General features: G+C 68.6%; 13 protein-coding genes and 1 pseudogene. 3 read left to right on the forward strand and 11 right to left on the reverse strand.

Annotated features, from left to right (window positions below):
* Positions 1-55: 55 nt before the first annotated feature.
* A complete protein-coding gene (locus tag Q7T09_RS17525; RefSeq protein WP_304701456.1) occupies positions 56-463 on the reverse strand; it encodes an MAPEG family protein in 408 nt (135 codons plus the stop codon).
* A gap of 81 nt (positions 464-544) precedes the next feature.
* Positions 545-2,071 carry a UbiD family decarboxylase gene (locus Q7T09_RS17530; protein WP_304701458.1) on the reverse strand — a complete coding sequence of 509 codons (1,527 nt, stop codon included), beginning with the start codon at positions 2,069-2,071 and terminating at the stop codon, positions 545-547.
* A gap of 91 nt (positions 2,072-2,162) precedes the next feature.
* On the opposite strand from Q7T09_RS17530, the gene Q7T09_RS17535 reads away from it, so the two are divergent.
* Complete coding sequence (locus Q7T09_RS17535) at positions 2,163-2,387, forward strand: hypothetical protein (RefSeq protein ID WP_304701460.1); 225 nt, start codon at positions 2,163-2,165, stop codon at positions 2,385-2,387.
* Here Q7T09_RS17535 and Q7T09_RS17540 read toward each other — a convergent pair.
* The 9 genes and pseudogenes from Q7T09_RS17540 to ubiA all read right to left on the reverse strand — a co-directional run bounded on the left by Q7T09_RS17540 (position 2,384) and on the right by ubiA (position 9,566).
* A complete protein-coding gene (locus tag Q7T09_RS17540; RefSeq protein ID WP_304701462.1) occupies positions 2,384-2,728 on the reverse strand; it encodes an MmcQ/YjbR family DNA-binding protein in 345 nt (114 codons plus the stop codon). The genes Q7T09_RS17535 and Q7T09_RS17540 overlap by 4 nt on opposite strands.
* A 65-nt stretch (positions 2,729-2,793) precedes the next feature.
* A pseudogene (locus tag Q7T09_RS17545) lies at positions 2,794-2,919 on the reverse strand (YdeI/OmpD-associated family protein); the annotation flags it as partial.
* Positions 2,920-2,931: 12 nt separating this feature from the next.
* Positions 2,932-3,360: a YdeI family protein gene (locus Q7T09_RS17550; RefSeq protein WP_304701463.1), complete on the reverse strand. Its 429-nt coding sequence runs from the start codon at positions 3,358-3,360 to the stop codon at positions 2,932-2,934.
* Positions 3,360-5,123: a gamma-glutamyltransferase family protein gene (locus Q7T09_RS17555; RefSeq protein ID WP_304701465.1), complete on the reverse strand. Its 1,764-nt coding sequence runs from the start codon at positions 5,121-5,123 to the stop codon at positions 3,360-3,362. The genes Q7T09_RS17550 and Q7T09_RS17555 overlap by 1 nt, the downstream gene beginning before the upstream one ends.
* A gap of 72 nt (positions 5,124-5,195) precedes the next feature.
* Positions 5,196-6,425 (reverse strand): S1C family serine protease, encoded by a 1,230-nt coding sequence (locus Q7T09_RS17560; protein ID WP_304701466.1) that lies wholly within the window; start codon positions 6,423-6,425, stop codon positions 5,196-5,198.
* Positions 6,426-6,475: 50 nt separating this feature from the next.
* Positions 6,476-6,820 carry a VOC family protein gene (locus Q7T09_RS17565; protein WP_304701467.1) on the reverse strand — a complete coding sequence of 115 codons (345 nt, stop codon included), beginning with the start codon at positions 6,818-6,820 and terminating at the stop codon, positions 6,476-6,478.
* Between the two features lie 44 nt (positions 6,821-6,864).
* Positions 6,865-7,527, reverse strand: a complete 663-nt coding sequence (locus Q7T09_RS17570; RefSeq protein ID WP_304701469.1) for a methyltransferase — start codon at positions 7,525-7,527, stop codon at positions 6,865-6,867.
* 88 nt (positions 7,528-7,615) lie between these two features.
* Positions 7,616-8,566: a fatty acid desaturase family protein gene (locus tag Q7T09_RS17575; RefSeq protein WP_304701471.1), complete on the reverse strand. Its 951-nt coding sequence runs from the start codon at positions 8,564-8,566 to the stop codon at positions 7,616-7,618.
* 61 nt (positions 8,567-8,627) lie between these two features.
* A complete protein-coding gene (gene ubiA / locus Q7T09_RS17580; RefSeq protein ID WP_304701473.1) occupies positions 8,628-9,566 on the reverse strand; it encodes a 4-hydroxybenzoate octaprenyltransferase in 939 nt (312 codons plus the stop codon).
* A gap of 586 nt (positions 9,567-10,152) precedes the next feature.
* Between ubiA and Q7T09_RS17585 the strand changes: the two genes are divergently transcribed.
* Together Q7T09_RS17585 and Q7T09_RS17590 are read left to right on the forward strand one after the other, a co-directional pair.
* Positions 10,153-11,940 (forward strand): ABC transporter ATP-binding protein, encoded by a 1,788-nt coding sequence (locus Q7T09_RS17585; RefSeq protein ID WP_304701475.1) that lies wholly within the window; start codon positions 10,153-10,155, stop codon positions 11,938-11,940.
* Positions 11,937-13,724, forward strand: coding sequence for an ABC transporter ATP-binding protein (locus Q7T09_RS17590; protein ID WP_304701477.1), 1,788 nt, complete (start codon positions 11,937-11,939; stop codon positions 13,722-13,724). Before Q7T09_RS17585 ends, Q7T09_RS17590 begins: the two co-directional genes overlap by 4 nt.
* The last annotated feature ends 11 nt before the right edge of the window (positions 13,725-13,735 follow it).

Consider the following 13,735-nt stretch of genomic DNA (forward strand, 5'->3'; position numbering starts at 1 on the left):
GCCCTCTCGCGCGCGTGACGGGCGGCGAAACCGCCTCCACTTTCGCCTGTGACGCTCAGGCGATGGCGTAGAACAGCAGGGCCACGCCGATGAAGACATAGGCCAGCCAGGTCATCAGGACGCCAATGACGCGCGGGAACGAGGTGCCTCCGCTATTGGAAAGGCCCACGGCGTGCAGGCCGCGGCCGACGAACATCACGAAGCCGGCCAGATGGATGGCCAGGGTCGGGGCGTTGACCACCGCCAGGACCGCGATCCCGGCCATGGCGGCGGGGATGTATTCGGTGGCGTTGCCGAAGGCGCGGATGGCCTGGGCCAGTTCCGGTATGCCCTCGTCGCCCAGCGCCACCTTGTGCTTTTGGCGCTGGCGCACCACCAGCAGGGACAGGACCAGCAGCAGGAACATGTGCAGGCCGACCCAGAGGGCCGCGGCGTTGCCCGATGTCGATGTCACGGCGTCCATGGTGTCAGTCCCCCTCTTGCGCCCCCCCGGGCTGGCGCGCAGTTGGGGTCGGAAATCGGCAAAGGGCAAGCCTTTGCGGCTCTAGGTCACAGGCTCGCCGCCGCCCGGCAGGCCCAGCCGGGCCCACTTCTCGGTCACGAGTTTCACCGTGGCCTCGTCCATGCCGAGCTTCTCCCCCCACTCTCGGTGGGTCTCCGGCGGCCACTTGTTGGTGGCGTCCAGGCCCACCTTCGACCCCAGCCCGCTCTCGGGCGAGGCGAAGTCCAGATAGTCGATGGGGGTGTTCTCGATCAGGGTGATGTCGCGGGCCGGGTCCATGCGGGTCGACAGCGCCCACATGACGTCCTTCCAGTCGCGGGCGTCGATGTCGTCGTCCACGACGATCACCCACTTGGTGTACATGAACTGCCGCAGGTAGCTCCAGACACCCATCATCACCCGCTTGGCGTGGCCGGGATAGGCCTTCTTCATGGAGACCACGGCGATGCGGTAGGAGCAGCCCTCCGGCGGCAGCCAGAAATCGACGATCTCCGGGAACTGCTGGCGCAGCAGGGGGATGAAGACCTCGTTCAGCGCTTCGCCCAACACCGACGGCTCGTCCGGTGGGCGGCCGGTGAAGGTGGTGAGGTAGATCGGGTTCTTCCGCATGGTGATGGCGCTCACCTGGAAGACCGGGAACTGTTCGACGGAGTTGTAGTAGCCGGTGTGGTCGCCGTAGGGGCCCTCGTCGGCGTACTCGTCCAGCAGGACGTGGCCCTCGATGACGATCTCGGCCTCGGCCGGCACCATCAGGGGCACGGTCTTGGCGGCCACCAGCTCCACCTTGGCGCCGCGCATCAGACCGGCGAATTGATATTCCGACAGGGTGTCGGGCACCGGGGTCACGGCGGCCAGGATCGTGCCCGGATCGGCGCCGATCACCACGCAGGCGGGCAGGGGCTCGCGCTTGCCGGCGCTCTTCCAGCGCCGGTGATGCTGGGCGCCGCCGCGATGGGCCAGCCAGCGCATGATGGTGCGGTCCTTCGACAGCACCTGCATCCGGTAGATGCCGAGATTGTAGTCGTCCTCCCGGTCCTGCGACGGACCCTTGGTCACCACCAGGGGCCAGGTGATCAGGGGCGCGGGCTCGCCGGGCCAGCAGGTCTGGATGGGCAGCTTGTTGAGGTCGATCTGGTCGCCGGTCCAGACGATCTCCTGGACCGGGGCCTTCTTCACCGTGGCCGGGCGCATGGCCATGATGGTCTTGGCCAGCGGCAGCATGTCCCAGGCGTCCTTCAGGCCGCGGGGGGGCTCAGGGCTGCGCAGGAAGGCCAGCAGTTCGCCCACTTCGCGCAGGTCGGCGGCGGTGGTGCGCTCGCGGCCCTCCAGGGTGACCCCCATGGCCACGCGCTTGACCGTGCCGAACAGGTTGACCAGGCAGGGCATGCCCGAGGGCTCGCCGTCGGCGCGGGTGACGTTCTCGAACAGCACCGCCGGGCCGCCCGTGGCCAGCAGTCGGCGCTGGATCTCGGTCATCTCCAGGACCGAGGACACCGGCTCCTTGACGCGCACGAGCTCGCCCGCGGCTTCCAGCTTGGCGATGAAATCCCGCAGGGACCGATAGGCCATGTGCTCTCCAGAACAGTTGGCCGGAAGCTAGGGCCGGCCCCCGCGTCTGTCACCCTTTGCGGTGCGGAGCGGGAGGGCTAAAATCAAACCCATGAAACGCCTCGACCTCGACGACCTGCCGCCCAAGCTCGCCCAACTGCTCACCGGCCTGGCGGAGGGCGAAGAGTTGCTGCTGGTCCAGGACGGCATGGTGGCCGGCCACCTGACCGGCGGCGCCCCCGTCCCGGCGACCACCGGCGAGCCTGCACCGCCGCCGGAGGAGCAAGCCTCGGAGATCTTCGAGCAGTTCCGCGCGATGATGGAAGACGAGTTCTAGACCTTCGCGGCGTCGAACTCCTTGACCCACTTCTTCGGCGCGATCTCCCGCCAGCGGCGGTCCAGGAAGTTGCGGAACGAGCCAGGATGCAGGCTGTCGATCCGGGCCAGGATGGCGGGATAGTCCTTGTAGTGGGCGGTGATGTGGAAGGTGGCCGGTTCGGCCTCCATCAGCATCTCGCGCTCGTCGAAGCTGATCCCGGTGAGCACCATGCTCTGGTCGTCGCGACGCAGGCGGGTGAAGAACTTGCCGTTCACCTTGAAGGCCGGCGAGCCGTAGGACATGCCCTCCTCGACGCCTGGAAACGACAGGACGATCTCGCGCATCTCTTCAGGGGTCATGGAGCTGCTCCGTCTCTCGGGTCAAGGCTCGTCCCGGTCGCCGTCGACGTCAATCGCGGCGTGGCCTATTTGGTGGGCGAGCCGAGCTGGCGGCCTTCCGCCGAGGCGTCGATCAGGATGGTCAAGCGCTTGGCCCGAGTCGGCTCGGTCTTGGCGCTGGTGACCCGATGGACCGCCACCTTGCGGTACCAGGCCGGGAAGGCCTAGAAGCCGGCCCAGGCCTTGGCGTTGGCCTGGAACTGGGCCAGTTCGGCGGCGGTGAAAACCTCGGCGGGCTTCTCGTAGGAGTACTGTCGGCTCCTTGCCTTGCCGGCCTGATACGCCGCGCGCCCGGCTGGCGCGATCAGGCCCAGGGCGTCCAGTTCGACATAGCGCTTCAGATTGACCTGGCTCCAGATCCCGCTGGCTTTGCGCGGCGTGAAGCGGATGCGATAGGCCTCCTCGTCGATGCGGTGGCGCACCCCGTCGATCCAGCCATGGGCGAGCGCCTGGTCCACTGACTGCGGCCAGGTCATGGAGGGCTTGCCCGATCCCACCTTCCAGAAACCGACCGAAAGCTCAGTCTGGCTGGTATGGTGCTCGGCCAGCCACCTGCGGAAGTCGGCGGGGGTTGGGAAGAACAGCGTGTCCATCAGTAGCCCAGGGCCACGCCGTCCTTGCGCATCTCCGTGGCCGCGGCGTAGCGGCCGGGCCAGCGTTCGATGGCCTGGTAGCCGCCATAGCCGCCGGGCTCGGGCGCCATGACCCAGCCGATCTTGGCGAGCGCCTGGCGGGTCGCCTCCGGCACGCCGGTCTCCAGGTTCAGCACGCCTGTCCCCTGCTGGGCCTCGCCGGTGGGTTCGGTGGAGCCGCCGTGATGCCAGCGGGGCGCGTCGCCGGCCTCCTGGATCGCCAGACCGTGGTCGACCATGTTGGAGATGATCTGGGCCTGGCCCTGGGGCTGCATGTCGCCGCCCATGACGCCGAAGGCCAGCCAGGGTGCGTCCCCCTTGGTGGCGAAGCCCGGGATGACGGTCTGGAAGGGCCGCTTGCCCGGCGCGTAGAGGTTGGGGTGGCCGTCGGTCAGGGCGAAGAGCTCCCCGCGATCCTGGAACATGAAGCCCAGGCCATCGGGCATCAGCCCTGAGCCCATGCCGCGATAGTTGGACTGGATGATCGAGACCATCATGCCGTCGGCGTCGGCGGTGGTGAAATAGGTGGTGTCGCCGTGGCTGGGCGCCTGGCCGGGATTGACCGGGGTCAGGATGCGGTTGGGCGAGATCAACTTGGCGCGTTCCTGGGCGTAGGCCTTGGAGATCAGCCACTCGGTGGGGATCTTGGCGAAGTCCGGGTCGGCGTAGAAACGGGCGCGGTCCTCGAAGGCCAGGCGCTTGGCCTCGACGCTGTGGTGGATGGCGGCGGCCGACTGGAAGCCCATCGCCTTGAGGTCGAATTCCTCCATGATGTTCAGGGCCTGCAGGGTGGCCAGGCCCTGGCTGTTGGGGGAGAGGCCCCAGACGTCGACGCCGCGATAATTGACCTTGTGCGGCGGGTCCCAGCGGGAATGGTGGGCGGCGAGGTCGGCGCGGGTCATCCAGCCGCCGATGCGCTGGAAGTAGCGTTCGATCGTGGTGGCGATCTCGCCGTCATAGAAGCCGTCGCGGCCCCCGGCGGCGATCAGGCCATAGGTGCGGGCCAGCGCCGGATTGCGGAACACCTCGCCCTCCAACGGGGTCCTGCCGTTCGGCGCCCAGACCGACTTGAAGTTGGCCGTCTCCTCGATCCCGGCGGCAGGCTTGGTGAAGTTGGTGAGCGACCGGGCCAGGTAGTAGGCGACGTTCTGGGTGACCGGGGCGCCCTCCTGACAGTGGGCGATGGCTGGGGCGAAGAGGTCTTTCCACGCGAGCTTCCCGTAGCGCTGGTGCAGGGTCCACCAGGCGTCCACGGCGCCCGGTACGCTGACCGAGACGGCGCCATAGGAGGGGATCAGGCCCTTCTTCGAACGACTCCGCACCGTCTCCAGGGACAGGGCCCTGGGGCTGCGGCCCGAGCCGTTGAGGCCCATGACCTGCTTGGTCTTCGGGTCCCACAGCATGACGAAGCAGTCGCCGCCGACCCCGCAGGAGATCGGCTCGACGAAGCCCAGGACCGCGTTGGCGGCGATGGCGGCGTCCACCGCCGAGCCGCCGGCCTTCAGGGTGTCGATCGCCGCCATCGTGGCCAGGGGGTGTGCGGTGGCCGCCGCCCCATGGAGTCCCCAGGCGGCGCTGCGGCTGGCGAAGGTGGCGCCGTCCACCCGGTCGCCGCCATGGACGTCGGGGCGGTTGCGATTGGGATTGTCGGAGCGTGCGTCGGCCAGGGCGCGGGTGGCGAGCGCGGCGGCGGGCAGGGCGGCGAGGAAGGTGCGGCGGCGCATGCGGACTCCGGATCTGGGGGCTTGGTCCCCGATCCTAACCCCAGGCTCAGGCCTGCGTCAGGTCTTCATCCGTCAGGGCGCCGGCTGGATGTTGAGGAAGTCCAGGGCGTCGCCGATCGGGATGAAGAGATTGATTCCGGTGGGGAGGTCGTCGGGCCGATAGGCCAGGACCGTGATGCCGATCACCGCGCCCTTCTCGTCCAGCAGCGGCCCACCGCTGTTGCCCGGATTCACGTTCACATCGCTTTGCAGGAAATTCAGGCCATCGAGGATGCGATAGGCCGAGACGATCCCCTTGGTGAGGGTGCCCTGGAACTTCTCATCCAGCGGCGTGCCCACGGCGATGACGGTGTCGCCCGCGCGCGCCAGTCCGCGCCTGAGGCGCAGCGGCTGGCGACTATGGGTCGAGGCCTTGATCAGGGCCACGTCGCGGCGCTTGTCGGTGCGGACCACCTCGCCGAGGCCCTCGAAGCCGTCTGACCAGCGGATCTTCACGCTTTTCGAGGCGCCGACGACATGGCGGTTCGTGAGCAGATAGCCGTCCGAGGAGATGAGGAATCCGCTGCCGTGGCCGTCATCGCTGAGCACGGTGACCACCGATCCCGCAGCCTCCTGCAGCGGCATCCGGACGTCGGGAGCCAGGGCGAGGGGGAGGGGGGCGGCGTCCTTGGCGGGGGCCAGCGCATCGGTCGGAGCGGTCTGCCCGCGCACCAAGGTGAGGAAGGCCGGGTCGGCTAGCAACTTGCGCGAATTTTCGCGGAAGGCGGAAATGACCACCCGTTCCAAGGCGTCGTCCGACCGACTTTTGTTCTCCAGGCTCGCCGTGGTCGCCATTCGCCCGATGATCTCGCGGCGGACGGGATCAAAGACCTGCCACTCCACCGCCATGGAGGCGGAGATTCTGAACCCCATCTCGTAGATGTTATCGGCCCAGTTTCCGCACATGCGCGCGGTCAAGGTCTTGATCACCGCCCCAACCTGCAGTCCGCCGGACTGGGCCTCGCGCTCGAACAGGTTGTCTGGCGCTTCCCCCTGAAGATTCGCACCGGAAAGCTCTTCGTTGAAGACGGCGCCCAACCGCTCGACGTCCGGTTCCGACAGGTTCTTCCCGGCGCGCCAGCGAAGCTTTTCGTAGTAGAGGTCGCACACAAGCGGGCTGCCCCAGTGGCCCCAGACCTCGCCATCCTTCAGGTTGAAGACCGCGCGCTTGAGGGCGACCGGCCGCTTGGCGGGCGCCTCCGCTCGAACCGTTCCGCCTACAGCCAGCGCCAGAATCGCGCCCGCAATCACCACACCACGCATGAGTCCCCCCAGGCCCTTTCTGGAATTACACCACAAGCTCGAGGCGGAATTCAATCCTCGGTAAACACCGCCAGCTCGTTCCCGCTGGGGTCGCGGAAGTGGAACCTCCGGCCGCCGGGGAAGCTGAAGATCGGCTTGACGATCTCACCGCCGGCCGCCGTCACCTTGGCCAGCATGGCCTCCAGGTCCTTGGCGAACAGCACCACCAGGGGCGCGGCCGGGACCTGTTCCGGGTCGGCCTGGAAGCCGCCGTCCAGGCCGCTCTCGCCGAAGGCCGCATAGGTCGGGCCGTAGTCGGTGAAGCGCCAGCCGAAGGCCTGGCTGTAGAAGCTCTTGGTGGCCGCCAGGTCGCCGCCGGGCAGTTCCACATAGTCGATCTTGCCGTCTTCGCGCATGTTGGCCTCCGCTCTAAGTTCTGTGTTTGTTCTTTTCTAGATCGTCAGGCTGGCAGAGTCCAGACGCAGGTCTTCTTGACCTCCTGATCCTCCAGCTCACGGGTGGTGGCCACTTGGTATTCCGCCAGCTTGGTGAGGCCCGAGCGGGGGAAGTAGGAGCGGCCCGGGTCGCCGATCAGCACGGTGGTTCCGCGCGCCCGGGCCGCCGTCAGCCAGGCCATCACCGCCTCGGCCATGGGCTTCTCGTAGCAGATGTCGCCGGCCAGGATCACGTCGGCCGCCAACGCGGGGGCCTCCAGCAGGTTGGCGTCGGTGAAGTCCACGGCCACGCCGTTGGCCTGGGCGTTGAGGGCGAGCGCGGCGCCGCAGAAGCCGTCGATATCGGCGGCCAGGACATGGGCCGCTCCGGCCCGCATGGCGGCGATTCCGACGATGCCGGAGCCGGAGGCGAAGTCGACTGCCCGCTTGCCGGCGACGATCTGCGGATGATCCAGGATATAGCGCGCCAGGGCCTGGCCGCCGGCCCAGGCGAAAGCCCAGAAGGGCGGCGGCAGGCCGATCTCGGCCAGGGCCTCCTCGGTCATCTTCCAGATGGGGGTGATCTCGTCGGCGAGATACAGCTCAAGCTCCGGCGTATGGGGCGGGGTCTGCAGCCGGGTGTTCTTGAGGATGAAGGCGCGTCGGCCTTCGAAGCTGGGGTCGATCATCCCCCCGCTTAGAGGCTTTTAGTCGGAAACTGAAAGCCTCTAAGTCTCTGGCTTGGTCGCGTGACGGGCGCCTGAACCGGCGGCCACTTCAGACTGTCACGCTCGCGCTGGCCGGCTTCCCCGCCGCCATAGCCATGACCTTCAGATAGCCGCCGGGCTCCACCAGCATGCCCTTGGTCACCCCCTTGCGATCCAGCATCCTGTGGGCGCGGGGCAGGTTGTAGCAGGGCACATGCATGAACATGTGGTGCTCGCAGTGGTAGTTCACATAGTAGGGCGCGATCATCATTCGCTCCACCAGGCTGGCCTTGGTGGTGCGGGCGTGGCGCATCGGGTCGGGCTCGTCCTTGGCGATGCAGGCGTGCTCGGCGATGTTGCGCATGCGGGTGATGAGCTGGAACCAGGTGAACTGGGGCAGGACCCACAGCACCGGCCAGGCCCACCAGGCGCCGAAGGGCGCGCCGACGGCGGTGATGATCACCCCGCCCAGCAGCCAGCGGCGCTTGCGGCGGATCTCCTCGGCCAGGATCGGCAGCAGAGGCTGGCCGGGCTTGCGGGCCCTGAGCCGGGCCACGAGGTCGCCGAATCGCAGCTTGAACGCCGTCTGGCCGGTCAGGTCGCGCACCACCTTGCGGCGCAGGGACAGGGCGGTGATGGGGAAGGGCGCCGACAGGCCGAGGTCGGGGTCCTCCGCCTGCTGGGCGAACCGGTGGTGCCCCAGGTGATAGGTGCGATAGCGGACCAGCCCGCCGCCGGTCAGGTATTCACCGGCGAAGTCGTTGACCTTGAGGCTCTTGTGCAGGGCCCCGTGGGCCGCGTCGTGCATCAGGATGGCCAGGCCCAGCTGGCGGCCGCCGATGATGATCCAGGCCAGCGGCAGGGTCAGGGGCCAGACTACCGCCATGGCGCCGGCGGCGAAGATCACCAGCCAAGCGTGGGCGATCAGGGCCAGGCCCTTCCAGGACGAGCGGGCGGCGAGCGGCGCCCACTCCTCGGGGGTGAACAGGGTCTTGGGATCGACGCGGGCCGCGGCTGCCATGAACGCATTATCGCACGAAAGACCTGCGAAAACAGCATGACGCAGCGTCAGCGTGGAGCCGCTAGATCGAGGCGGCGGGTCCCGCCCACTTGCCGGCGGCCAGCGCGATCACCAGCAGCAGGCCGGCCAGGCTGTTGGACTTGAACAGCGCCAGGGCGGCGGTCCCGTCGGTGACGTCGAGCCTGGCGGCCTGGCGCGAGAGGTGGGCGCCGAACAGGGCCGCCGGCGGCAGGAAGAGTGGGCCAAGCCCGCCTACCCAGGCCGCGGCCAGCGCCAGGACGAAGGCCGCCACATAGAAGCCGAGCACCGCGGTCGGGGCGGCCGATCCCAGCCGCAGGGCCGAGGACTTCACACCGGCGAGCGCATCGTCCTCAAGGTCCTGGACCGCGTAGATGGTGTCGTAGCCGAGGGTCCAGAAGACGCCCGAGGCGTAGAGCAGGACGGCGGGCCACTCGACCCGGCCCGTCGCCGCCGCATAGCCCAGCAGGGCGCCCCAGTTGAAGGTCAGGCCGAGCCAGGCCTGGGGCCACCAGGTGATTCGCTTCATGAAGGGATAGGCGGCCACGAGGGCCAGGGAGGCCACGCCCAGCGCGATGGCGACCCACCCCATGGTCAGCAGGATGGCGAGCGAGACCAGGGCGCAGGCCACCAGGAAGGCCCAGGCCTGCTTGACGCTGATCTGGCCAGACGGGATCGGCCGGCCGGCGGTGCGGGCCACCTTGGCGTCGAAGTCGCGGTCGACGATGTCGTTATAGGCGCAGCCGGCCGCCCGCATCAGGGCGGCGCCGAGGAAGAATTCCAGCATCAGCAGAGGATCGGGCCACCGGCCGTCCATGGCGGCGGCCAGGGCGATCCCCTGCCAGCCGGGCAGCATCAGCAGCCAGATCCCGGTGGGCCGGTCGAAGCGTCCGAGCTTCAGCCAGGGGCGCAGGGGCGGGGGGGCGTAACTGTCCACCCAGTTGCTTGGGGCGGCGTCGGGGAGGGGGGTCGAAGCGGTCATCTCATCGGTCTCGGGTCTGATTGCCCTTCTCCCCTTGCGGGAGAAGGTGGCCCTGCGGAGCAGGGTCGGATGAGGGGTCGACAGGCCTATCCGTCCAGACATTCAACCGAAGCGTCGAGGGGAGCGCGACCCCTCATCCGTCAGCTTCGCTGACACCTTCTCCCGCAGGGGGAGAAGGGGCCTGGCCGGTAAGGCGATGGTGTGGGTTGCGAACCTAGAGCAGTTTCACGCGATCGAAAGACCCCGCGAGCCAGACCGTGGCTTTCGCGCCGCAGTCACAATTTGGCGTAACGCTGTCGCTTGACGGGCGAATCGGCGCCGCCTAGCTTCCGACCTCCACACGCGACCGGAAAGGAGGGTCAGCAAAGATGAAAGTCATCGCACCGACCGCCCTCTTCCGACGCGCCGCCGGGTCCTCCTGTTGACCTGAGAGATTTCGCCGGCCCGCGCAACAGCTGCGCCCGCCCTGAGGAATCTCTCCCGTGTCCGCCGATCCGCGCTGGAAGCTCCAGCCGCTCCCCATTCTCAATGACGTCGTTGATGCGCGCGCCGCGTCTCACGCCGTCATCCGACTCCGACGGCTCAAATGACCGAAGCTTATGAAGACGACGACGCCGACCGTCCCCGAGCCCTGACCAACACCCAGGTGATCGGGTTCATGGTGGGCCACTGGATGGGCGAGCCCCGGCGGTTCGCCCTGATCGCCCTGCTGATGCTGGCCTCGACGGCCTGCGACCTGTCGATCCCCTGGGCGACGCGGGGCCTGATCGACGCCGTGGCGACGCCCACCTCGCCGACGCGGACGGCCTGGATCGCCTGGGCCAGCCTGTCGGGGCTGTACCTGACCTTCTACTGTCTGCGCAGCTACATGTTCCGGATGTCCAACGGCTACTATTCGCGGATCATGGCGCGGATGGTGACCCAGGCCTTCGCCCGGGTGCAGGCCTTCTCCGCCGACTGGCACGCGTCGAACTTCGCCGGCGCCACGGTGCGCCGCGTGAGCCGCGCCATGTGGGGCTATGACAGCGCCTCGGACGCCCTGCTGTGGATGCTGACGCCCACCCTGATCGTGCTGTCGGGCCTGGCCATCTCCATCGGCCTGAAGTGGCCGGCGGCGGGGATCTTCGTGGCGGTGCTGGTGGTGGCCTTCGCCATCTTCAACATCGTGGTCTCCACCCACTACATCCGCCCGGCGAACCTGGCCTCCACGGCGCTGGACTCCCAGATCGGCGCCAACCTGGCCGACGCCATCGGCGGCAATCCGGTGGTGAAGGGCTTCGGCGCGGAGGCGCGGGAGGAGAAGCGGTTCTCCGACCACATCGCCATCTGGCGCAAGGCCCAGAACAAGACCTGGGACCGGTTCAACACCGTGGGCTGGGGGCAGAACCTGTTCCTGGTGATCCTGCAGGCGGGCCTGACGGGGCAACTGGTCCATGCCTGGAGCCGCGGCGAGGCGACGCCCGGCGACGTGGCCTTCGGCATCACCTCCTTCATCGTCATGGCCGGCTACATGCGGAACTTCAGCGAGATCACCCGCATGCTGCAGAAGGGCCTCGACGACATGGTGGACGTGGCGACCTACATGCGCACCGAGCCGCAGTTGGCCGACCGAGCCGAGGCGCGGCCCTTCCGCGGCGACCTCGGCGAGGTGGTCTTCGACCGCGTCACCTTCGGCTACGAGAACGCCGCCCGGCCGCTCTACCAGGACTTCACCCTGGTGGTGGCGCCGGGGGAACGTGTGGCCTTGGTGGGGCCGACGGGGGCTGGCAAGTCCACCTTCGTCAAGCTGCTGCAACGGCTCTACGACCTGCAGTCCGGCCGCATCCTGATCGACGGCCAGGACATCGCCCACGTGACGCAAGGCTCGCTGCGGCGGGCCATCGCCGTGGTGCCCCAGGACCCGGCCCTGTTCCACCGCACCATCGGCGAGAACATCAGCTACGCCCGGCCCGAGGCGACCCAGGACGAGATCGTCCTGGCCGCCAAGCGCGCCCGCGCCCACGACTTCATCGCCGGCCTGCCCCGGGGTTACGACACCCTGGTGGGGGAGCGGGGCGTGAAGCTGTCTGGGGGTGAGCGCCAGCGGGTGGCGATCGCGCGCGCCTTCCTCGCCGACGCGCCGATCCTGGTGCTGGACGAGGCCACCTCGTCCCTGGACGTGGAGACCGAGCGCCAGGTCCAGGCGGCAATGGAGGAACTGATGGTGGGGCGCACCACCATCGTCATCGCCCACCGCCTGTCCACCATCCGCGGCGCCGACCGCATCCTGGTGTTCGAGGGCGGTCAGCTGGTGGAGGAGGGCCGCCATGCGGACCTGGTGGCGAGGGGCGGGGCCTATGCCCGGCTGCACGCCGTGACGGAGGCCGGCGCGTGACCGAGCACTATGAAGAGGCCGACGAGTCCGCCAACCGGGTGCTGAGCAACCGCCAGGTCCTGGGCTTTGTCGGCCGCTACTGGCTGCGCCGCCCCTGGCTGCTGACCGGCACCCTGGTGACGACTCTGGCCGCCATCGGCTTCGACCTGGCCATGCCCTGGGCCTCGGGGCGGCTGGTGGACGCGGTGGCGGCGGGGCCGTCGTCGAAGGACCTGGCCTGGGTCGCTTGGGGCCTGTTCGTCGGCGTCTACCTGGCTGGCTCGCTGGTCCGCAACATGTCCAACCGCTTCTGGATTCCGCTGGCGGCCAAGAACATGCGGGAGATGACCGACGAGGGCTTCGCCAAGGTGCAGTCCTTCTCCGCCGACTGGCACGGAGACAACTTCTCGGGCGCCACGGTGCGCAAGCTCAGCCGCGCCATGTGGGGCTACGACGTGATCTCCGACGCGGTGGTCCTGTGGCTGGGCCCGGCGCTGGCGGTGCTGGTGGGGCTGTCGATCATGATGATCCTGCGCTGGCCGGTGGTGGGCCTGTTCTCGCTGGCGACGGTGCTCCTCTACATCGCCTCCAACATCTTCCTGACCACCAGGTTCGCCCGGCCGCTGAACCTGAAGTCGGTGGGCCTGGACAGCCGGATCGGCGGGGCGCTGGCGGACTCCATCGCGTCGAACGCCACGGTGCGGGGCTTCGGCGCCGAGGCTCGGGAGGCCGAGCGCATCGCCGGCATCACCGAGCTCTGGCAGTTCCACATCAAGCGGACCTGGACCCGGTTCACCGACATCTGGCTGGTGCAGAACACCCTGCTTGTGGTGCTGCAGGCGGGGCTGACAGGCCTGCTGCTGCGGCTGTGGGGCCAGGGGGAGGCGACCGCCGGCGACGTGGCCTTCGGGGTCACCTCCTTCATGCTGATGAGCGGCTATCTGCGGAACATCGGCGACAATATCCGCATGCTGCAGAAGGGCATGGACGACGTCGAGGACGTGGCCCGCTACCTGACCCTCGGCGCCCAGGTGGCCGACCTTCCGGACGCGCCGCCCTTCGCCGGCGAGCTGGGAGAGGTGGTCTTCGACCATGCCACCTTCGCCTACAAGTCGGCCCAGCAGCCGCTCTATCGCGACTTCTCCCTGACCATCGCGCCGGGCGAGCGGATCGCCCTGGTCGGGCCCACGGGCTCGGGCAAGTCGACCTTCGTCAAGCTGATCCAGCGGCTCTACGACCTGGACGAGGGCGCTATCCTGATCGACGGCCAGGATGTGTCGAAGGTGACGCAGGGCTCGCTGCGCCGCGCCATCGCCGTGGTGCCCCAGGACCCGGCCCTGTTCCATCGCAGCATCGGCGAGAACATCAGCTATGCCCGCCCCGGCGCGAGCTCCGACGAGATCGAGCTGGCGGCCCGACGCGCGCGGGCTCACGACTTCATCACCCGGCTGCCCAAGGGCTACGACACCCTGGTGGGGGAGCGCGGCGTGAAGCTGTCGGGCGGCGAGCGCCAGCGGGTGGCCATCGCGCGCGCCTTCCTGGCCGACGCGCCGATCCTGGTGCTGGACGAGGCCACCTCCTCGCTGGACGTGGAGACCGAGCGGGAGGTGCAGGCGGCGATGGAGGAGCTGATGGTGGGCCGCACCACCATCGTCATCGCCCACCGCCTGTCCACCATCCGCGGCGCCGACCGCATCCTGGTCTTCGAGAACGGCCAGGTGATCGAGGAGGGCCGCCACGCCGACCTGGTGAGCAGGGGCGGCGCCTATGCCCGGCTGCACGCGGTGACGATGGGGGTGGGGTAGGGGCCCTAAGA

The organism is Phenylobacterium sp. (assembly GCF_030645195.1).
Lineage (GTDB): Bacteria > Pseudomonadota > Alphaproteobacteria > Caulobacterales > Caulobacteraceae > Phenylobacterium.